Origin of the sequence: Tessaracoccus oleiagri (assembly GCF_900103275.1) — a bacterium.
Classification (GTDB): Bacteria; Actinomycetota; Actinomycetes; order Propionibacteriales; family Propionibacteriaceae; genus Arachnia; species Arachnia oleiagri.
On the sequence record NZ_FNGP01000002.1, the window covers coordinates 587,652 to 608,691 of the forward strand.

At 69.0% G+C, this 21,040-nt stretch carries 16 protein-coding genes; 4 read left to right on the forward strand and 12 right to left on the reverse strand.

Going from position 1 to position 21,040, the window contains the following annotated elements; genetic code table 11:
• Nucleotides 1–43: 43 nt before the first annotated feature.
• From BLR46_RS07830 to nagA, 7 genes are all read right to left on the reverse strand, one after another.
• Complete coding sequence (locus BLR46_RS07830) at nucleotides 44–1,054, reverse strand: dihydroorotate dehydrogenase-like protein (RefSeq protein ID WP_093250655.1); 1,011 nt, start codon at nucleotides 1,052–1,054, stop codon at nucleotides 44–46.
• Nucleotides 1,051–4,614, reverse strand: a complete 3,564-nt coding sequence (gene nifJ / locus BLR46_RS07835; protein ID WP_093250656.1) for a pyruvate:ferredoxin (flavodoxin) oxidoreductase — start codon at nucleotides 4,612–4,614, stop codon at nucleotides 1,051–1,053. The genes BLR46_RS07830 and nifJ overlap by 4 nt, the downstream gene beginning before the upstream one ends.
• Nucleotides 4,611–6,248, reverse strand: coding sequence for an NAD(P)-binding protein (locus BLR46_RS07840; protein ID WP_093250657.1), 1,638 nt, complete (start codon nucleotides 6,246–6,248; stop codon nucleotides 4,611–4,613). The genes nifJ and BLR46_RS07840 overlap by 4 nt, the downstream gene beginning before the upstream one ends.
• Before the next feature lie 144 nt (nucleotides 6,249–6,392).
• Nucleotides 6,393–6,761, reverse strand: a complete 369-nt coding sequence (trxA, locus tag BLR46_RS07845) for a thioredoxin (RefSeq protein WP_093250658.1) — start codon at nucleotides 6,759–6,761, stop codon at nucleotides 6,393–6,395.
• 58 nt (nucleotides 6,762–6,819) lie between these two features.
• Complete coding sequence (locus BLR46_RS07850) at nucleotides 6,820–7,566, reverse strand: class I SAM-dependent methyltransferase (protein WP_093250661.1); 747 nt, start codon at nucleotides 7,564–7,566, stop codon at nucleotides 6,820–6,822.
• Nucleotides 7,559–8,254 (reverse strand): iron-dependent transcriptional repressor DtxR, encoded by a 696-nt coding sequence (locus BLR46_RS07855; RefSeq protein WP_093250663.1) that lies wholly within the window; start codon nucleotides 8,252–8,254, stop codon nucleotides 7,559–7,561. The genes BLR46_RS07850 and BLR46_RS07855 overlap by 8 nt, the downstream gene beginning before the upstream one ends.
• 26 nt (nucleotides 8,255–8,280) lie before the next feature.
• Complete coding sequence (gene nagA / locus BLR46_RS07860) at nucleotides 8,281–9,420, reverse strand: N-acetylglucosamine-6-phosphate deacetylase (RefSeq protein ID WP_425441383.1); 1,140 nt, start codon at nucleotides 9,418–9,420, stop codon at nucleotides 8,281–8,283.
• 35 nt (nucleotides 9,421–9,455) lie between these two features.
• Between nagA and serC the strand changes: the two genes are divergently transcribed.
• Nucleotides 9,456–10,547 (forward strand): phosphoserine transaminase, encoded by a 1,092-nt coding sequence (gene serC / locus BLR46_RS07865; protein ID WP_093250668.1) that lies wholly within the window; start codon nucleotides 9,456–9,458, stop codon nucleotides 10,545–10,547.
• A gap of 69 nt (nucleotides 10,548–10,616) precedes the next feature.
• Here the strand turns inward: serC and BLR46_RS07870 are convergent, their stop codons facing one another.
• Entirely contained in the window at nucleotides 10,617–13,283 is a 2,667-nt protein-coding gene (locus BLR46_RS07870; protein WP_093250672.1) for an ExeM/NucH family extracellular endonuclease, read from the reverse strand.
• A 161-nt stretch (nucleotides 13,284–13,444) separates the two neighbouring features.
• Entirely contained in the window at nucleotides 13,445–14,422 is a 978-nt protein-coding gene (locus BLR46_RS07875; RefSeq protein WP_093250675.1) for a hypothetical protein, read from the reverse strand.
• Nucleotides 14,423–14,642: 220 nt separating this feature from the next.
• Between BLR46_RS07875 and BLR46_RS07880 the strand changes: the two genes are divergently transcribed.
• Nucleotides 14,643–15,242, forward strand: coding sequence for a hypothetical protein (locus BLR46_RS07880; protein WP_093250677.1), 600 nt, complete (start codon nucleotides 14,643–14,645; stop codon nucleotides 15,240–15,242).
• 15 nt (nucleotides 15,243–15,257) lie between these two features.
• On the opposite strand, the gene BLR46_RS07885 is transcribed toward BLR46_RS07880, so the two are convergent.
• Complete coding sequence (locus BLR46_RS07885; protein ID WP_281230826.1) at nucleotides 15,258–17,573, reverse strand: catalase; 2,316 nt, start codon at nucleotides 17,571–17,573, stop codon at nucleotides 15,258–15,260.
• A gap of 283 nt (nucleotides 17,574–17,856) precedes the next feature.
• On the opposite strand from BLR46_RS07885, the gene BLR46_RS07890 reads away from it, so the two are divergent.
• Nucleotides 17,857–18,348, forward strand: coding sequence for an RNA polymerase sigma factor (locus tag BLR46_RS07890; RefSeq protein ID WP_093250680.1), 492 nt, complete (start codon nucleotides 17,857–17,859; stop codon nucleotides 18,346–18,348).
• 1 nt (nucleotide 18,349) lies between these two features.
• Here the strand turns inward: BLR46_RS07890 and BLR46_RS07895 are convergent, their stop codons facing one another.
• Entirely contained in the window at nucleotides 18,350–19,441 is a 1,092-nt protein-coding gene (locus tag BLR46_RS07895; protein WP_143008245.1) for a hypothetical protein, read from the reverse strand.
• 32 nt (nucleotides 19,442–19,473) lie between these two features.
• Entirely contained in the window at nucleotides 19,474–20,403 is a 930-nt protein-coding gene (locus tag BLR46_RS07900; RefSeq protein ID WP_093250686.1) for a hypothetical protein, read from the reverse strand.
• 138 nt (nucleotides 20,404–20,541) lie between these two features.
• Between BLR46_RS07900 and BLR46_RS07905 the strand changes: the two genes are divergently transcribed.
• Nucleotides 20,542–21,021: a hypothetical protein gene (locus BLR46_RS07905; protein WP_143008246.1), complete on the forward strand. Its 480-nt coding sequence runs from the start codon at nucleotides 20,542–20,544 to the stop codon at nucleotides 21,019–21,021.
• Nucleotides 21,022–21,040: the final 19 nt, after the last annotated feature.

The window sequence follows — 21,040 nt, forward strand, 5'->3', positions numbered from 1 at the left end:
CCTTCTCCCTTCCCCGCATGCGCCTGGGGAGGCGCCCAAACTGCTAAACGAGGCTTCCGTACGTCGACTTCGCCTTCTGCAGCGCATCCACGTAGCCGGCCCGCTCGAAGGCGTCCGCGGAGGCCGCCTCCGGGATCGCGAGCATCCCGCGCGCCTGCTCCAGCGTGAGGCCGCGGGACGTCAGCCAGTCCTCCAGCCCGACCACGAGGTCGAGCGCATAGCCGGCCCCGTGCCGCACGAGCGCGGAGGTGGTCATCACCACGTCGGCGCCGGCGAGGATGTACTTGATGACGTCCTCCGGCGTCTCGACGCCGGTCGTGGCCGCCAGCGAAGCCCGCACGTGCCCGCGCAGGATCGCGATCCACGTCCGAGGCAGCCGAGCCTCGTTGGGACTCGACAGCGTCACTCCGGACACCATCTCCAAGCGGTCGATGTCGATGTCAGGCTGCAGGAACCGGTTGAAGAGCACGAGCCCGTCGGCGCCCGCCCGGTCGAGCTCGACACACATGTGGCCGGGCGACGAGAAGTAGGGGCTGAGCTTCACCGCGACCGGCACGCTCACCGACTGCTTCACCGCCGACACGATCTCGACGTGTCGCTGCTCCACCTGGGCACTGGTGGTCCGCAGGTCCCCGGGCACGAAGTAGATGTTGAGTTCGATCGCCGCCGCGCCCGCGTCCTGCAGCTGGCGGGCGGTGTCGATCCAGGAGCCGACGGAGACGCCGTTGAGCGAGGCGATCACGGGCACCTCGCTGACGCGCGCCGCGTCCTCGATCAGCCTCAGGTACCGGTGCGCCGGATGGGCGCCCTCGTTCGGCACCTCGGGGAAGAACGACGTGGCCTCCCCGAACATGTCCTCGAACTGCGTCTCCAGGCGGGTGAGCCGCTCGGCCTCGCGGCGGAGCTGCTCCTCGAACAGGGAGTAGACGACGACCGCACCCACTCCCCCGTCGCCGAGCTCCCGGATGCCGGCGACGGTCTGGCTCAACGGCCCGGCCGAGGCCACGACCGGATTCCTCAGCGTGAGCCCCAGGTAGTTGGTCTCCAGATTCATGAGCGTTCCCTCGCATCCATCGCGAACCGCTCGGCACCCTTGGTGGCGAGCTCCTCGTACTCCTGCCAACGACGGTCCACCTGCGCCTGGCCGAGCGCGAGCAGCCGCTCGGCCTCCTGCGGGTTGGCGGCCTTCAGCGCCTTGAACCGCAGCTCGTGGGCGTGGTACTCCTCCAGCGTGAGCCTTGGCCGCGGCGAGTCGAGCAGGAAGGGGTTGCCGCCCCGCTCGCGGATCACGGGGTTGTACCGCATCAGCGGCCAGTGCCCCGAGTTCACCGCCTTGTACTGCTGGTCGAGGCCGTCGCGCAGGTCGTAGCCGTGCGCGATGCAGTGGCTGTAGGCGATGATCAGGCTCGGCCCGTCGAACGACTCGGCCTCGCGGAACGCCTTCAGCGTCTGCTGCGGGTCCGCGCCCATCGCCACCCGGGCCACGTACACCGATCCGTAGGCGGTCGCCTGCAGCGCCAGGTCCTTCTTGTTCGTCAGCTTGCCGCCCGAGGTGAACTTCGCCACCGCGCCGAGCGGCGTCGACTTGGACGCCTGGCCGCCGGTGTTGGAGTAGACCTCGGTGTCGAGCACGAGGATGTTGACGTTGCGGCCCGAGGCGAGCACGTGGTCGACGCCACCGGCACCGATGTCGTAGGCCCACCCGTCGCCGCCGACGATCCAGACGGACCGCCGGACGAGGTGGTCCGCGACGCTCAGCAGGTCCGCCACCGCCGGCCCGTCGAGCTGCGTGAGCCGGTCGAGCAGCCGCTCCACCCGCTCGTGCTGGGCAACGAGGTCGGAGCTGGCCCGCTGCTCGTTCTCCAGCAGCCCGTCGACGAGCTCGTCGTCGGCGATCGCCTCGCGCAGCTCGCTGAGCCTGGCGCGGGCGAGGTCGCGGTGCACGTCGGCGGCGAGCCGCATGCCGAGCCCGAACTCCGCGTTGTCCTCGAACAGCGAGTTCGACCACGCGGGCCCCCGGCCCTTGGCGTTCTTCGACCACGGCGTGGTGGGGAGGTTGCCGCCGTAGATCGACGAGCAGCCGGTCGCGTTGGCCACCATGAGCCGGTCGCCGAACAGCTGTGTGAGGAGCTTCAGGTACGGCGTCTCCCCGCAGCCCGCGCAGGCGCCCGAGAACTCGAACAGCGGCTCCAGGAACTGCGTGCCGCGGACCGTGCCGAAGTCGACCCGCTCCCGGGCGTTGTACGGGATCGACTCGAAGTACTCCACCGCCCGCTTCTCGGGCTCGCGGTCGAGCTTGGGCTCGAGGTTGATCGCGCGACGGTGCGGCTGGCCGATGGGCCGCACGGGGCAGGCCTCGACGCAGAGCCCGCAACCCGTGCAGTCCTCGGCGTAGACCTGGAGCGTGTAGCTGGTGTCCGGGAGGCCGACCGCGTTCAGCGGGGCCGAAAGGAACCCGTCGGGAGTCCCCTCGGCGGCGGACGTGGGGTACGTCTTCGCGCGGATGACCGCGTGCGGGCAGACGAAGGCGCAGTTGCCGCACTGGATGCACGCCTCCGGGTCCCACACAGCGACGATGTCCGAGATGTTGCGCTTCTCGTACTTAGTGGTGCCCGAAGGGTAGGAGCCGTCGGCCGGCAGCGCGGACACCGGCAGCGAGTCGCCACGCCCGGCGAGCATCTCCGCGGTCACGGTGCGGACGAACTCCGGCGCACCTTCGGGGACCGGGGGCAGGAGCCCGTGCGACGAGGCCTCGCCCGGGGTGACCTGCACGAGGTTCTGCACGGCCTGGTCGACCGCGAGGTGGTTCTTCCGCACGACCTCTGCCGACTTGCGGGCGTAGGTCTTGGTGATCGCGTGCTTGATCGCCTCGATCGCCTCCTCGCGGGGCAGCACCCCGGAGATCGCGAAGAAACAGGTCTGCAGGATGGTGTTGGTCCGGGAACCGAGCCCCGCGGCCCGGGCCACGGCCCCGGCGTCGATGGCGTACACGCTGAGCCCGAGTTCGATGATCCGGCGCTGCACCGGCTCGGGGAGCCGCGACCACGTCTGGTCGCCGTACGGCGAGTTCAGCAGCAGCGTCGCCCCCGGCCGCGCGAACTCGAGCACGTCGACGCGCTCCAGGATCGACCAGTGATGACAGCCGATGAACCCGGCCTGCCCCACGAGGTAGGGCGCCCGGATCGGGTTGGGCCCGAACCGCAGGTGCGACACCGTCCGCGAGCCGGACTTCTTCGAGTCGTAGACGAAGTAGCCCTGCGCGTAGGTGCCGTCCCTGGAGCCGAGGATCTTGATGGTGTTCTTGTTCGCGCCCACCGTGCCGTCCGAACCGAGCCCGTAGAAGACCGCCGACAGGGTCTCCGGGTCAGCGAGGTCGAACCCGGGGTCGTAGTCGAGCGAGAGGTGGGTGACGTCGTCGTGGATCCCGACGGTGAACCTCGCCTTGGGCGACTCCTTGGCGAGCTCGTCGAACACCGCCTTCGCCATCGCGGGCGTGAACTCCTTGCTGGACAAGCCGTAGCGCCCGCCGATCACCAGGGGCAGGGTGTCGCGGCGGCCGGACATGACGGCTTCGCCAAGGGCGGACGACACGTCGAGGTAGAGCGGCTCCCCCGCGGCGCCCGACTCCTTGGTGCGGTCGAGCACCGCGACCCTGCTGGTGGTGGCAGGGATGGCAGCGAGCAGTGCCTCCACGGGCAGGGGCCGGTAGAGCCGGACGAAGACGACGCCGACACGCTCGCCGGCCGCGACGAGGTGGTCGACGGTGGCGCGCACCGTCTCCACGCCGGAACCCATGATCACGACCACCCGGTCCGCCTGCTCGTGGCCGTGGTACTCCACGAGGCCGTAGCGGCGGCCGGTGAGCCCCTCGAACTCCCGCATCGCCCGCTCGACGATGCCGGGCACCGCCGCGTAGTACGGGTTCGCGGTCTCGCGCGACTGGAAGTAGGTGTCGGGGTTCTGCGCCGTACCCCGGATGAACGGGTGCGCGGGGCTCAGCGCCCGCGACCGGTGCTCGAGGACGAGCGACTCGGGCACGAACGCGCGCAGCTCCTCGTCGGTGAGCTTGGTCAGCGTGTTGAGCTCGTGCGAGGTGCGGAAGCCGTCGAAGAAGTGCACGAACGGCACGCGCGCGTCGAGGGTGGCGCGGTGGGAGATCGCGGCCATGTCGTGCGCCTCCTGGACGCTCGACGAGCTCAGCAGGCACACGCCCGTCTGCCGCACCGCCATCACGTCCTGGTGGTCGCCGAAGATCGACAGTCCCTGGGTCGCCAACGACCGCGCCGCGACGTGGAACACCGACGAGGTGAGCTCGCCCGCGATCCGGAACATGTTCGGGATCATGAGCAGCAGTCCCTGGGAGGCGGTGAACGTCGTAGACAGGGCCCCCGCCTGGAGCGCGCCGTGCATTGCGCCGGCAGCGCCGCCCTCGGACTGCATCTCGATGACGGTCGGCACGGTGCCGAAGATGTTGCGACGCCCGTGCGCGGCCCACTCGTCGGCCAGCTCAGCCATGGTGGACGACGGCGTGATCGGGTAGATCGAGCACAGTTCGCTCAGCCGGTAGGCCACGTCGGCCGCGGCCTCGTTGCCGTCGATGATCGCCCTGGTCATGCGTTGCCCTCCGGAATCATTTCGATGGCGTGCACCGGGCACTGCTCGTAGCAGGTGGCGCAGCCGGTGCAGAGTTCGTAGTCGATGCGGTACCGCCGGCCCGGCCCGAGCTTGATGATCGCGTCCTCCGGGCACGCGCCGAAGCAGCCGTCGCACTCGAAGCAGTTGCCGCAGCTCAGGCAGCGGCCGGCCTCGAAGCGGGCCTCCTGGGCGGTGAGGCCGCGGACGATCTCGGTGAAGTCCTGAACGCGGGTCTCGACGTCGGCCTCGGGGTTCTTGCGCCGGTCGTGCTCACCGAAGTACCACACGTTCATCTGGTCGAAGGTCACCACCGGGTGCTTCGGGCGACGGTCGGCGGTCTCCATGTTGAGCCAGGCGTCGATCCGCTTCGCGGCCTTCTTGCCGTGGCCGGTGCCGATGGTGACGGTCCGGTCCGAGGGGACGGCGTCGCCGCCGGCGAAGATTCCGGGGACGGCCGTCATCAGGGTCTCCGGGTCCACCTCGACGACGTCGTCGTCGAACTGCATGCCGGGGATCTTCTTGAGGAACTCGGTGTCGGCGCGCTGGCCCACGGCCAGGATGACGGTGTCCGCCTCGAGCTTCTCGAAGCGGCCGGTCCCGCGGGCCCGGCCTTCCTCGTCGAGTTCCATGACCTCGACGGTGAGCCCCTCCTCCCCCATGGACGTGATGGTGCGCAGCCAGTTCATCCGCACGCCCTCGTTCTCGGCGTCGACCGCCTCGTCCTCGTGGGCGGGCATCTGCTCGCGAGTGCGCCGGTAGACCACCACCGACTCCTCCGCGCCGAGCCGCTTCGCGACGCGTGCCGCGTCCATGGCGGTGTTGCCGCCGCCGTAGACGGCCACGCGCCGGCCGATGATGGGCCGCTCGCCGGAGGCGACGTCGCGCAGGAAGCTGACGGCGTCAACGATGCGCGACGCGTCCATGCTGGGGATGTCGACCCGCTTGGAGATGTGGGCGCCGACGGCGACGAACACCGCGTCGAACACGCCCTCGCGCTTCGCCTTCTCAAGGTCCTTGACCGGGCTGTTCATGTGGATGACCACGCCCATCTCCACGAGCCGCGCGATCTCGGCGTCCAGGACGTCACGCGGGAGCCGGTACTCGGGGATGCCGTAACGCATCATCCCGCCCGGCTCGTCGCCCGCGTCGAAGATCTCGACGCCGTGGCCCAGCCTCGTCAGGTGGTAGGCCGCCGAGAGCCCGGACGGGCCGGCGCCCACGATCATCACCCGACGCCCGGAGCGGCGGCGGGGCGGCGGGAAGCTCCAGCCCTCCGCGATGGCGAGGTCGCCCAGGTAGCGCTCGACGGACCGAATCGACACGGGCGCGTCCAGGTCGCCGCGGTTGCAGCTGGTCTCGCACGGGTGGTAGCAGACGCGCCCATGGATGGCCGGGAACGGATTGTCCTGCACCAGCTGCAGCCAGGCCTCCTTGGCCTGGCCCGCCTTCACCAGACGCATGTACTCCTGGATGTTCTCGCCCGCGGGACACGCGGCGTTGCACGGCGGCAGCATGTCGAGGTACACCGGCCTGCGTTCCCGGACCGGTCCCACCCGGCCCCGCTCCTTCGCGAGATCCGGCAGAACGGTCATGTCTTTACGTTGGTGCTCCATCGCCGCCTCCTACGACCCTGTGTCGTAGTTTTCAGCTTAGAACCCCCTTCTCCGGCCCCCGCACCGGGGTCCCCCATGGCTGCCATTTCAACGAAAACACCCGCCGTCCCGTGAGGGATCGGCGGGTGTTGCTTGGACCGAGTGTCAGTTCTTGCCCTCGGCGGCCTTCGCCTCGGCGAGCAGCGCGTCGATGTCGAGCTCCTTGATCTGCTCGATCAGCGAGTCCAGCTGCTTGCCGGTGAGGAGGCCGGACTGGCGGAAGACCAGCTGGCCACGGCGGAAGCCCATGATCGTCGGGATCGACTGGATCTCGAGGGCCGCGGACAGGTCCCGCGCATCCTCGGTGTCCACGCTCGCGAACACGACGTCGTCGTGACGCTGCGAGGCCTCTTCGTAGATCGGGCTGAAACGCTTGCACGGGCCGCACCAGTCGGCCCAGAAGTCGACCAGCACGACCTCGTTCTCCTCGACGGTGCTCGCGAAGTTCTCAGCGGTCAAGGCGGTGGTCGCCATGTTTAGTCCCCTTCCGTGGATGTCCTGGGAAAACGCTGTGGCGGTCCACTTTATTCCTTCACTTGATCGCCAGGAGCCTCCGCATGGGCAGCGGCAGGCGCACCGTGTGCTCCTTCACGCGCTCGGCAAGGTAGTTCACCGCCTGCCTCGCGCGCTCCACGTCCTCGGTGGGGCGGAGGCCGCCGATCAGCAGTTCCGCGTCGTCGCGGTTGCGGACATCGAAGTAGAACCGGGCACGGGCGTCCTCCACCTTCTGCAGGCCGGCCATCGTCAGCAGCGGCACGGCGCGGAACTCGGTGTCGCCCGGAAGGTGCGGCGTGACCCTCAGCTGTCGCGCCAGACGGGCGACGCGGCGGGCGTCGTCGAGGTTCATGGGACGCAGCGACGGGGCGAGCGCGGCGAACATGCCGCCGGGGCGGAGCACGCGGGCCGCCTCGAGCAGCAGCAACTGCCGGTTCTCGTTGACCCCGAGCCCGAAGTCGCTGACCACCGCGTCGAAGGACTCGGAGTGGAACGGCAGGTAGTTCGCGTCCGCCTGCACCAGCACGTTGCGGCCGCGCCGTCGCGCCTCCTCGATGGAGCTCTCGGACCAGTCGAGCCCGACGATGAAGCGCCCCTCCTGCTTCAGGTGCTCCACCATCCCGCCGGAACCGCAGTGCACGACCAGGACCTTCTTCGCCGACGACGACACCGAGCGGGCGAGCCAGTCGTACGGTGTCTTGGACCCGCCGAAGCTGCGCTCCATCACCGACTCGACCGCGCCGGGCCGGTGGGACATGATCCAGCGCAGCCGCTTGTCATTCACCGTTGGGCACCGCCACGAACAGCAGCTCGGCGTCGGCGGCGGCGAGCTTCAGGCCGTTGTCGCCGCAGCGCAGCTCGACGCCCCCCGCGATCTCCGTGACCTCGCACTCGATCCCCGGCCGCAGGCCGGTGTCCGCGATCAGGGACAGGAGCTCGTCGTTGGCCTGGAGATTCTCGCTCATCCGCGCCAGGCGCACGCGGGTGGCGCCGTCGGCCGCGGCCTCCGCGAGGCTCACCACGCCGTCGCGGAAACGCTGGTGGGGCAGGTGGAGGCCCAGTTGGTCGAGGCCCGGGATGGGGTTGCCGTAGGGCGACGTGGTGGGCTCGCCCAGGATCTGCACGAGACGGCGCTCCACGTCGACCGAGATCACGTGCTCCCAGCGGCAGGCCTCGTCGTGGACCTTCTCCCACTCGAGCCCGATCACGTCCGTGAGCAGCCGCTCGGCGAGCCGGTGCTTGCGCATCACCTCGCGCGCGAGCTGGTCGCCGGCGCGGGTGAGCTTGATGGTCCGGTCGGGGGCGACGACGAGCAGCCCGTCGCGCTCCATGCGGGCCACCGTCTGCGACACCGTCGGGCCCGACTGGTGCAGGCGTTCCGCGATCCGCGCGCGCAACGGTGGCACGCCCTCCTCGAGGAGTTCGTACACCGTGCGGAGGTACATCTCCGTGGTGTCAATCAAGTCGCTCATCGTCGCCAGCCTACTCCGCCGCCGCCTCAGGCGGACCGGGCGGGTGGGATGTGCACGCCCCCGCGGACGACGCTCTGGAGGCGGCCGTCGTCGTCGACGAGGCAGAGGTCCGCGCGCTTGCCGACGGCGATCTCGCCCACCTCCGTGAGCCCGTGGTACCGAGCGGGAGTGGTGGCCGCCATGCGCGCCACCTCGGGGATCGGGATGCCCACCTCGGACACCACGAACCGGAAGGCCTCGTCCATCGTGAGGGTGCTGCCCGCGATGGCGCCGGGGCTGCCGTCGGCGGTGGTGAGGCGGGCGACGCCGTCGCGCACGATGACGTCGAGCCCGCCCAGTTTGTAGGCGCCGTCCGCCGAGCCGGTGGCGCTCATGGCGTCGGTGACCAGCGCGATGCGATCGGGGCCTGCGGCCTCGTGCGCGAGCCGGATGACGTCCGGGTGGAGGTGCACGCCGTCGCAGATCAGCTCGGCGAGGACGCGCTCGTCGTGCAACAGCGTTGGCACCGGGCCCGGGACGCGGTGGTGGATGCCGTTCATCGCGTTGAACAGGTGGGTCGCCGCAGTGGCACCGGCGTCGATGGAGGCCCGGCAGGTGTCGGCGTCGGCGTCGGTGTGCCCGAAGGCGACGACGACCCCCGCCTCCCGGAACCGCCGGATGGCCTCCATCGCGTGGGCACGCTCGGGCGCCATGGTGATCATCTTCAGCGCCGGGCCCCCGGCGGCCAGGAGCCGTTCCACGGCCTCCGGTGTCGGGTCGACGAGGAGTTCGGCCGCGTGGGCGCCCTTCTTCGCCTCCGCGAGGAAGGGGCCCTCGAGGTGGATGCCGTCGACGACGCCCTCGTCGAACAGCGCCCGGAGCGCGGCCGACTCGCGCTCGAGGTCCTCCAGGGAGCGGGTGACCGTGCTCGCGAAGAGGGTGGTGGTCCCGTGGGCGAGGTGGAAGTCGCGGGCGCGCCGGTTGGCGGCGGGGTCGGGGTCGCCGAAGCTCACGCCGACCGCGCCGTGGCAGTGGGTGTCGACGAAGCCGGGAACCGCCCAGAGGGGGGCCGCCCCGTCGCCCGCCCCCGGCTCGATCGCGGCGATCCGGCCGTCCTCGAAGCTGATTCGGACATCGGTCAACACCCCGTCGCGGGTGACCGCGCGGGCGACTGCGAGACTCTGCATGGGCCCCATTCAATCAGTAGTGCCAGAATGGCCACGTGCAGATCCCCCCTCATTTGCTTCCGCAGGACGGACGGTTCGGTTCAGGGCCCGCCAAGGTGCGGCCCGAGGCGCTCGACTACTTGGTGTCGCGCTCGGACGTGCTCGGCACCTCCCACCGCAAGCCGCCGGTGCGCGAGCTCGTCGGCAGGGTCCAGTCGATGCTGGCAGAGCTGTACGCCATGCCCGACGGGTACGAGGTGGTGCTCGGCAACGGCGGCGCCAGCTTGGTGTGGGACATGGCCACGTTCTCGCTCATCGAGGAGAAGTCCGCCCACGGGGTGTTCGGGGAGTTCAGCCGGAAGTTCGCCGAGGCGTCGCGGAAGGCGCCGTTCCTTGGTGAGCCGGACGTCGACGAGGCACCCGCCGGCTCGGTCGCGGTGCCGTCGGCGGGCGACGCCGACGTGCACGCCTGGGCGCACAACGAGACCTCCACGGGCGTCATGGCGCCGGTCCGTCGCGTCGGGGAGGGGCTCACCCTCGTCGACGGCACCTCAGCGGCCGGCGGCATCGAGGTGGAGCTGGCCGACACCGACCTCTACTACTTCGCCCCGCAGAAGAACTTCTCCTCCGACGGGGGACTGTGGCTGGCGTTCGCCTCCCCCGCCGCGGTGGAGCGCGCCGAGCGGATCGCCACCGGGCGCTGGATCCCGCAGATGCTCGACTTCACCACGGCGGTGGCGAACTCGCGCAAGCAGCAGACGCTGAACACGCCGTCGATCGCGACGCTGCTCCTCCTCGAGGCGCAACTGCGGTGGATGCTGGACCTCGGCGGCCTTGCCGCCGTCGCCGACCGCTGCCGCACCAGCAGCGACATCGTCTACCGCTGGGCCGACGCCCACGACTTCGCCACGCCCTTCGTCGAGGATCCGTCCGCGCGCTCCTCCGTCGTCGCGACGATCGACCTCGACGCCAGCATCGACGCCGCCTACGTGATCAGCGTGCTCCGCGACAACGGCATCGTCGACGTCGACCCGTACCGCTCGCTCGGGCGCAACCAGTTGCGGATCGGCTGCTACGCCAGCGTGGAGCCCTCCGACGTCGCCGCGCTCACCGACTGCCTGAACTACGTGATCGAGCGCTGCCACTGATCCCGGACGACGAGGGAGGGCCCCAGGCGGATCGGCTGGGGCCCTCCCCGTTCGTGTGCGGTCGTGCGGTCAGCCGTCGACGACGCAGGCGTTGATCGCGCCCGCGGTCGCCTCAGCCCGGACGAACTCGCCGTCGCAGAGGCTGTACGACCCGTTGCCCGGGGCGCCCTCCCACGCGAACGAGTCGACCTCGGCGCCCTCTCCGTCGGAGATCACGACGGTGTCCTCGCCGCGCAGCTTGAAGCCCAGATCCTCCTGGTCGAGGACCAGGTAGGCGCCGGCCTCCAGCGTGCCGCTGAGCTCGTAGGTCCGACCGCGGCCATCCGTCAGGGTCAGCCCGTCGAGATCGGCGTCGCCGTCGCCGGCGTTCAGGAGCTCCACGAAGGCGAGGCGACCCGTCGGCTTGACCTCGTTGAGGACGAGGTCCGCCTGCGGCTCGTCGAAGTCGACGCCGACCAGGACGGGGTCGTGGTCGGACGAGCGGAACTCGTCGGGGGCGTAGAGCGCATCCTCCGCGGGCGCCTTGAACTTCATCGTGTAGTCGATGAGCGGTAGCTCGTCGGCGTTGATGTGCCACGTCTCGGTGCCGGTGACGTTGTCGAGCAGCGCCTCGTTGGCGAGTGCGTAGTCGAGGTAGCCGAGCTGGCCGTCGAAGACGTACGAGTAGGCGCGCTCGCCCTCGTACAGCTTGGTCAGGTCGGTGTAGCCGGCGGCCTCGAAGACCTTGATCGGGTCCTCGTGGTCGTACGAGTTGAGGTCACCCACGATGAGGATGTTCTCCGTCTTCTCGACGCCGATCGTGTCGCCCTCGAGCCAGTCGACCATCGCCTCGGCGGCCTCGGTCCGGGTCTCGTTGCAGTTGCCGACGAGGTAGCCCAGCGTGGCCTCGCTGGGGTCGCCGCAGGCGGAGCCCTTCGACTTCAAGTGGTTGGCCGCCACGGTGATGAGCTCGCCGCTGGCGAGGTGCTCGAAGGTCTGGGCCAGCGTCGGGCGGCTGCGGGTGTCGTCGAAGCGGGGATCGTCGGCCGAGGTGAGGGTGTCGAAGTCACCGACGGTCCGCACGATGGCCGGCTGGTAGATGAACGCGGTGGTGATCTCGTCGGTGCCGATCACGCCCGTCTCGAGCGCGGCCCACTTCTCGTAGCCGGCGGCCTCGTTCAGGGCCTCGACCAGCACGCCGACGGCGGTGCCGTTGTTCTCGATCTCGTTCAGGGCGATGATCGCGGCGTCGGCCTTGTTGATGGCCGTGACGATCTTGGCCTCCTGGCGCTCGAACTCCTCCGCCGTCTCGGCCCCGCGGGAGCCGAGTGTCGTGAAGTAGTTGAGCACGTTGAAGCTGCCCACCTGGAAGTCGCCGCCCACCTCGGGCACCGACGGGCGCTCGTTGACGTGCTCGATCGTCCCGGCAGTGGTGGGCTGGATCGCCCAGTTGTCGAAGCGGTAGTCGAGCACGCCGGCGACGCCGTCGATCCGGTCACCGGCGCGGAACAGGGTGTCCATGGTGAGCGGCTCGAGCGTGGCCGGGTGGATGGCCGAGGGGTTCTGCGTCGAGCGGCCGTCGTCGATGAGGACGCGGTTGACGAGGTTCGCCTCGTACTCGGCGCGGGCCTCCGCGGTCTCGGGCGAGTAGAGGGCGGTGGCCTGGAACTGGCGCTCAGGGCCGACCGCGATCTGCCCGTAGCGGCCGTACTGGTAGAGCTCGAGGATGGTGAGCGGCTCGGCGAAGGTCACGTACATGCCCTCGTAGCGCTCGAAGTCGGTGTTCGGGAAGTCGATCACCGTGGGTTCGGGCAGCGCGCCCTCGCCGCAGTCGACGGCGGCGGTCGCGGTGAGCTGGGTCATGCCGAAGTACTCGGAGGCCGTGCCGGTGAGGCGCACGACGTCGCCCTCGGCCACGTCGCCCGCGAGCTGGTTGCGGTCGAAGACGAAGATGCCGTCGGAGGTGGCGGGGTCGTCGTCGCCCTCGTCCTGCAGGTAGTAGCCGTTGAAGCCACCGGTCTGGAAGTCGCCGACGACGACGCCCTGCACGGTCACGCTCTGGCCGCCCATCGTCGTGGCATCGCCGGAGCCCTGGACCGCGCCGATGGCGGTGGCCTCGAGCTCGCACTGGTCGACAGGATCGGTCGGGTCCTCACCCGGATCCGTCGGGTCCTCGCCCGGCGTCACGCCGTCCATCGTGTGGCTGCCGAGGTACGAGAACGTGTTCGAAGGGTACGACGCCCACTCCGCGGCCGCGGAGAACGCGTCGGTGGTGTTCGTGTCGCCCGCGGTGACCGACGCGTTGCGGACCAGCGTGACGTCCGTCCCGAAGTTGGCGCGGACGCCCACTTGGCCGAAGGAATCGATGACGGCGTCACCCTTGTACAGCACGACCGCGTCGTCGCCGTTGAAGTTGATCGCCGACGAGTTGCGCTGGTCGGGCGAGAAGCCGCCGAGGGTCGCGTCGCCGTGCGCCACGACGTGCACGTCGCCGGGGGCCAAGGTCCCGGTCAGCGTCACGCTCGCGGTCTGCGTCGTGCCCCCGTTGGAGAACAGCGCCAGTCGGTACTGGCTGAGGTCGATCGTCGATTCGGTGCCGTTGAAGAGCTCGATTGCCTTGTTGAAGCTCGATCCCTCCACGTATTCGCTGATGATGAGGTCGGACGCGGCGGCGCTCGCCGTCTGGGGCACCAACCAGGTGGTGCCGGCAACGGCGGCGGCGAGCAGCCCGGCCCAGATCTTTCGTTCTGAACGCACTGATGATCCTTACTGACTTGGGGACGGACGCGACGGAGCGCCCGACCCGAAACTATTGCGTCGAAGTGACGGCCAGTGCAGCAGACGGTGAACGAACGGTGAACGCGCGCCTGCCCCTCCTGGCGGTCCAGGCCCCCATGCTTGCACGCGCGGTGGCTCAGTTAGCCCTTTACGAAGTAGGTCGTCGCGCCGGCCGCGATCGCCACGACCCCGGCGACGACGAGTGCGACGAGGGTGCCCGTGTTGCGTGGGGTGGCGCCCGTCGGGGCGGCGGGTCCGGCCGTGGGTGCGGGCGACGGCGTGCCCTCGGCGCCGGTGGGTACCGGCGTGGAGGGCTCCGGCGACGGCTCCGGAGACGCGACGGGCTCGAGCGTGGTGGTGGTGTCGCTGGTGGGGACCTCCGCCTCCCGGACCACGCCGCCGGCGCTGAACAGGAGCGTGTCGCCCATCGCCGCCACGGACTCCCCTTCCGGGCCGTTCACGTACGTCTCGACGGCCTCGGTCTCCCAGGAGAAGGCGTCGATGACATGGACCCCGTCGGCCGCACGCAGCACGAGCGTGCTCCCGTCGTCGAGGAAGACGCCGTCGGTGACGCCCTCGGGCGCGTCCGCCACGCGGGTCAGGGTGTCGGTGCTGGTGCGCGACGGGTTCTCGGGCGCCCGGTAGATGCCGGGGTCGTCCCCGGTCGTCGCGATGTAGATCCGTCCGCGGCCGGAGACCATCATCGCCTGCGCGTCGCGGGGCCCGTCCGGGTACTCGAGCACGTAGGCGCGGTACTGCTTACGGCCGGGCTGGGTGTCGCCGAAGCGGAAGATCGTGAGGGTGTCGCGGTCGAGGTCGGGGTTGCCGAGGTCGCCGACGAAGAGCGCTCCGCCCGACAGCGCCAGCGCCTCGACGGACGCGATGTCCGCGTTCCAGGTGAGCTGCGCCTGTTCGCCGTCCTCGGTGAGTCCGATGAGGGTGCCGTCGTCGGCCTCCTCCCCCGCGAGCCACAGCCGCGCGGTCTCCTCGTCCCACGCCATGCCGACGATCTCACCCACGTGGTCGGGGGGCACGGTGAACGCCGCGGAGGCGGAGGCGGACGCAGTGGCCGCCAGGATCACGCCCGCGGCGAGCACGGCTCGGAAACGTCGGTTCATGGCGGGCCCAGCCTAGTGGGAAGTGACGATCGCGCCGATGATCACCACGGCAATGACCACCAGCAGCGTGGCGGTGACGATCAGTTTGCGGGCGCGAGGGTTCATTTGGCGTCAGTCTACGCGCTCCCCGACGGGGGCCCCGCGGGGGCTGCCGCGCCTGGCCGGGCAATGTTCGCATGTTTCCGCTCCCCGTCATGGGCGCGACATTAGGCTGCCGAGCATGGTGGACTTCTACGCCGTCGCGATCGACGACGTGCGTGACATGTTCGGCGCCGATGGGGACCTCGCGGAGGAACTGATCGCCGCCGCACGCGTCGCGTTCCCGGAGGAGCCGCACCGCCGTCGGGCCTTCCTACCGCTCATGCGCAGGGCGCCGGAGTTCACCGTTGCCAACAACCGGCCGACCCGCGAGGACCTGTCCATCCTGCTGTCGGGCGGGTACGTGTCGCCGGAGCGGATGCGCGCCAGCTGGCGACTGTTCCACGCCCTCCTGGACCACCGGTCGGCCGCGCACATCACCGTCGACGTGACCGAGGAGGAACTCGAGCGGGCGGAGTTCGACCTCGCGCGCAACGGGCTCGACACCTACTACTCGCTGCGCCGCCTCGGCGAGCGGCAGCTGGGCATCCCCCTGCGCGGCATCGAGGGCCACATCGACGGGTACGCGAAGCATGTGCACGTCCTGGAGACGGCCGCGGAGCTGCGCCGGGTCCTGGGCGACGTGGAGCCCGAGACCCGGCGCATCGTCAACGAGGTGCTCGGCATGTGCGACGTCGTAGCCGCCGACCCCCGACTGGACCTGGTGGTCCTGGAGTCCTGACCGGCGGCCCCGCTGTCACGCCTTGGCCGGCGCCGTCGGGAAACGCTCCCACACGCGATGGCTCGCGAGCAGGTCGGCCAACGGCGCCACCGCGTCCGCCGGTCCGCCGACGACCACTCCCGGCGCGTCCTCCGGCACTCCTGCCGCTGCCAGCACGGCCGCCGCATCCGGATCGGCCGCGATCGCCTTGGCGTGCCGGAACATCTCGGCCACCAGCTTGACCACGCGCGGGTCGACCGGGCCGAAGGCGTCGTGCCCGGCCTTGGCGTCGAACGTCGGCACGGCGTCCGGTCCGGGGGCCGGCGCATCGGCGACGAGGATCGCGTCGAACTCGATGGATGCCGCGGTGAGGAACGTGCGGTCAACGACGACGTCGCCCAGCTTGCCGCCGTGGGGCGCCACCACGAAGGCGAGCATGCCGGCGTCCATGACCGCCTTCCGCGCCTTCTCGATGGCGGCCGGGTCGGTGTCCGCGTCGACGACCACCGCGATCTTGCGCCCGGTGACCGGCCACTTCTTGCCGACCTGCGACAGGGCGGGGCTGGGCTCGACTTCGGCGGGCGGGACCGTGGGCTCGGGCACGGGAAGGCCCAGACCGGCCGCCACCTCCGCGCACAGGTCGGCGTCGATGTTGGCCAAGCACTGGAGCTGCCGCAGCTTGACGGCCTCCTCGTAACACTTGCCGAGCTCGAACGTGTAGGCGCGGGCCAGGTGCTGGCGCTCGACCTCGCTCAGTGAGCGCACGAACAGCGTGGTCTGGCTGAAGTGGTCCTCGAAGGAGGCCGGCTTCTCGCGCACCTTCGCGCCCTCGACCGGCGTGGGCACGTCGATGAAGGCGACGGTGTCGCTGTCCTTCCCCTGGGCGGGGTTGCCCCCGTCGAGCGAGTTCGGCTTGTACGGCGCGACCCCGCCGTGGACGGCGTGCTGGTGGAACCCGTCGCGGAACATGTCGTTGACCGGGCAGTGGGCGCGGTTGATGGGGATCTGGCTGAAGTTCGGGCCGCCGAGGCGCGTGATCTGGGTGTCGATGTAGGAGAAGAGCCGCACCTGCAGCAGGGGGTCGTTGGTCACGTCGATGCCCGGGACGAGGTTGCCGGGGTTGAACATGACCTGCTCCACCTCTGCGAAGAAGTTCGTGGGGCGCCGGTTGAGCGTCATGGTGCCGATGATCTCCACCGGGCACAGCTCCTCGGGCACGATCTTCGTCGGGTCCAGGAGGTCGATGCCCTCGAACATCTCGTCCTCCGTGTCCGGCATCACCTGGACGCCCAGGTCCCACGCCGGGTAGGCGCCGGCGTCGATGGCGTCGTATAGGTCGCGACGGTGGTAGTCCGGGTCGTTGCCGGCCGTGAGCTGGGTCTCCTCCCACACCTGCGAGTGCACGCCCTGGTGCGGCTTCCAGTGGAACTTCACGAGCGAGGTCTCGCCCGCGTCGTTGATGAGGCGGAAGGTGTGGACGCCGAAGCCCTCCATCATGCGGTACGACAGCGGGACGCCGCGGTCGGACATGTTCCAGGCGGTGTGGTGCTGGGCCTCGGTGTGCAGCGACACGAAGTCCCAGAAGGTGTCGTGCGCGCTCTGCGCCTGCGGGATCTCCTTGTCGGGCTCGGGCTTGACCGCGTGGACCACGTCGGGGAACTTGATGCCCTCCTGGATGAAGAACACCGGGATGTTGTTGCCGACGAGGTCGTAGTTGCCCTCCTCTGTGTAGAACTTCGTCGCGAAGCCGCGGGTGTCCCGGACGGTGTCGGCCGAGCCGCGGAAGCCCACCACCGTGGAGAACCGGACGAACACGTCGGTCTCCACGCCCTGCTTCAGGAACGCCGCGCGGCAGATCTTCTCTGCGCGGCCGTTCGCGACGAACACGCCGTGCGCACCGGTGCCGCGCGCGTGGACGACGCGCTCGGGGATGCGCTCGTGGTCGAAGTGCGTGATCTTCTCGCGCAGGTGGTGGTCCTGCAGCAGGACGGGCCCGCGAGGACCGGCCTTCAGCGAGTGGTCCGTGGAGCGCAGGCGGGCGCCCTGCGAGGTGGTGAGGTGCTCGCCCTGCTGGGCCACGTCCTCCGGGGCTGCGCCGCTTGGGGCCCCAGTGGGGGTCACCGTCTCCGGCCCGCGCTGCGACGGCTTGGGCGGCGGAGGCGGCACGGGCGCCGTCGGCTCCTCGAGCGAGGGGGCTTCGACGCCGGGACCCGGCGGCGGGGTGAGGTCGTGCTCGGCGACGCTCATGTCGCGTTTGCCCTTCTTCTGGTTCGGCTTGTCCATGCCCTGGCCCGGCTTCTTCTTGCCTGGGCCGAGCTTCTTCGATTCGGGCGTGCTCTTCTTGTTGGCCACCTGTTGCTCCTCGATCGACGCCGGGCCCGAGCGCGTGGTCGCGGGCCAAGATGGATTTCGAGTCTATGGAGCGGTGCGGGTCACTTGGGAGGGCGACGATTCACACGTGCATCGTCGCCCGGACGCGAACGGTGCGCATTGAAAATCTGCGGAGGATAGAACGGCAGAAGAGACCCAACGGGGAGCACGTTGCTCGTTCGCTCTATCTGGCGCCCGGTGCCGGGATTGCGCTGTAGCGTCGCGTGACAAAGGCGCGCGGCGCCTAGATGGGAGTAATGACGACGTGTTGGACAGGGAGTACGAAGATCTGAGGTCGCTGGCCGAACACGTTGCCCGGGCACAAGGGGCTGGAATGTGGGCTGAGGACATCGCTTCCTCCACCATGAAGAAGTACTGGATGCACCGGGATGAAGTGCGAGAGCCTCGCGCATGGGTCAGACGTGCCGCGCGCAACCTGGCAATAGACCATGCACGACGGGACCCCGACGCCGGGTGGGCGCGAATCCCGGGTGAGGGCACTCTCGCCCATTCCCCGCTGCCCCGCCAGCTACAGACTAGAAGCCCCAGCAGTTTGCTGGCCGCACGAGACCAACTCGAAAGGGCACTCGAAGTGTTGAACGACATCGAGCGTGAGCTTCTGGTTGGACAGAACGAGGGATACAGCCTGCAGGAGCTGGCCGATCGTCACGGGTACACCGAGCCATCGGTGAGGACGAAGCTCGCGGTGGCCAGGCGCAAGATCCGCGACGCCTTCCCCGATCTCGACATCAACTGACTCACTCTCTTTGCGTCCGGTCCAGAGCGCGGGTGTACCACTCGTCAAGTTCGAGGCTGAGTCGCCCCGTCGCCTCGGATGAGTCAGGTTGCTTCAGCAAGGCAGTGGCTGCGTGTGAGATGCTCGCGTCCATCACCATCTCGCCCGAGTCGATGCGCGTGTACACCCTGATTCGTTCCTCGCTGGCGGACGCCTGCACCAGCAGGGGGCGCCTCCATCGGGAATCCGAAAAGGACTCGGTGCGCAGCGGGCCATTCATCTTTCGTGCCACCCCGAAGTATCGCGCGACAAGATCAAAGACCGATGGACTGGTCGCATTGCCGACCACGACGGCGAAGGCACGTTCCAGATTCGCCTCATCCTCCATGACATAGGTCAAGCCTCCGATGGCTCCGCAGGCCTGGACCACGCCCCCAGAATCTCGCAATGCCGAGAACTCTGGCGTCTTGACTGCTCCGAGCAGCGCCGCACAGTCGCTCAGGCTCGTGAATTCGGGACTCGGCCAAGGCGCCGCACTGGACTGGAACCAACCGTCGCGCGAGATGGCGAGCACCTCGTGACCGGTCGCTGGCTCGCAGCCAAGCCTGCCCTCCGCCCCTACGTTCAGGTCAGTCCTGTGACCGGCGCGGCGAAGGATCTGTTTCCACTGGGCAGTGAACTGTTCCGATATCGACAGCTGAGCGGGCCACGAAGGGCTGTCAGCGTCGATGGGGAGCTGCGCAACGCGCCTCCAGTGTGCGTGGTTGAAGAGCACGGAGGCATTCGTCTGCAGGTCCCTGACCACCCGCTGGAACGACGAGACCGATAGCTCGTCTCCCCTCACGCGATGCCTCAACTGCAGTGTGGCCTGACCGTCATGGAGCGCCCCGTGCAGGCGTTGGAAGGAGGAGCGAGAATGACTGTCGATCGCATCGATGAGCTCACCCGAGAGCGGAAAGACGCCAACTTCAACCCCGATCCAGCACCAGCCGCTGCCCTCTGCAGCTCCCCCCAATAGGACGACGAGTCGCCTGGAGAGGAACGCCAACGAGTAAATCACCTCCTCCCCGTTCTCCGCAGTCGAGCGCACCTTGTAGCGGGCGTTCTCAGCCACGCTGAGCGCCAAGTCGAGCCCTCTGTTTCCCGTCACAGCGACCTCACCTTGTCGAGCGCGAGGGTTACCAGTTCTTCCGCGAGGTCCAATGACTCGTGACCGGTCAGCCGCGTATTGACGCCGTACGACCGATGTTGGACCGAGCGCACGTCGGGGTCCGAAGCAAGGTAGTCAGGAAGCTCTGTGTGCTGCAGCCTCACGGAGACCTTGCCATTCCAGTGGAGGTAGGCGACCGCCGGCGATGGCTCACCCGTCGAGAAATCGTGGACCCGCAGGTAGTCGCCCACACCGCCTTCACGCGTCTCGCCGACTACGACGGCGATCTCCTCCGTCCCGAGGCGTGCCAGCAACCGACGGAGGTTGGAAGCCTGCGCTCCACCCTGTTGCGCCACCGCCTCATCGACCAAGAACGCCGGCTCCGACGAGCCGCGCCGCGCGGTTGCCTGTTCATCCTTCGACGAGGTGTCCGCGCCGATCGGCAATTCGAAGGGCAGATCTGTCAACATGTCCCAGACCAGAACCCCTGCCTCTCTATAGCGCTCCCAACCTGTGGCTCGCGACTGGCTCAGGCGTGCGTGTTCGTCGGTGGTGACGATGCAGGCAACCGCGTACTGCGTCAGGAAGTTTCGCAGGTCATCAAGCGTCCAACTCTCGCGCCGCAGCAGTTCCCCAGTGATCCAGCTTCGTGTCCACACGTGTTCGTGGTTCACCTTGGCAGTGCGCTCGACATCGATGGACCCGACGGAGCGGAGGCGGATGTGGTACTTCGGATGGGGCGGGAATCCCTCGGCCTCCGTCCATTTCCAGAGCCCGATGCTGATGAGTTCCTTCTTGTGTGCGAGGTCGACGTTCTCCAGATCGAGCAGGTGGTGGATCGCACGCAGAGCGCTCTCTCGCCGAACGGGAACGTGGGCCTCCTCCATGTACGTACGGTCCAGCCGGAGTGCGGTGTTCGTTGGCATGCTGTCTCCTTGTTGAGTGCCTTCACCTGCATAGACGCAAGAAACCGTGAAATGTCAACGCGCGGAGTGCGAGTGCCGTGGTAGACAGGTTCGAGGATCCTGTCACAGTGGACGGAAAACGATACGGAGGGTGCCCTCTTGACACACGAAAGCAAGGCGTCGACGGCTCAGGCGACGACTCCACAGGCCGATGCAGCAAAGCCCTTTCTCTACGAGGACGATGTGGTGACCGCGGTGATGACACACTTGGCCGGCGACGGATGGTCAATCGAAGGCCATGCGATGGCTCACCAGCACGGGGACGACATCGTCGCCCGGCGCGGGGTTGACCGGCTGGTCATCGAGGCCAAGGGCGCAGGCAGTTCGAAGATGGGCACCAAGCGTTACGGCTCCCTTTTCACCCGCAATCAAGTGCGCAGCCACGTCTCGGTGGCGATCCACAGAGCGCTGCGCGTGTGGTCGGGAGGTGAAGCGCAGGCGGGACTGGCGTTTCCCGACAACCAACACCATCGGGAGATGGTTTCGCACGTCCTCCCTGCACTCCGCCGGCTGGGCATCGCCGTGTTCTGGGTCGCAGACGACCTTTCCGTCTCCGTCGATCACGAGACAGCACAGTGAAGGGTCACGAGCTAGCGCT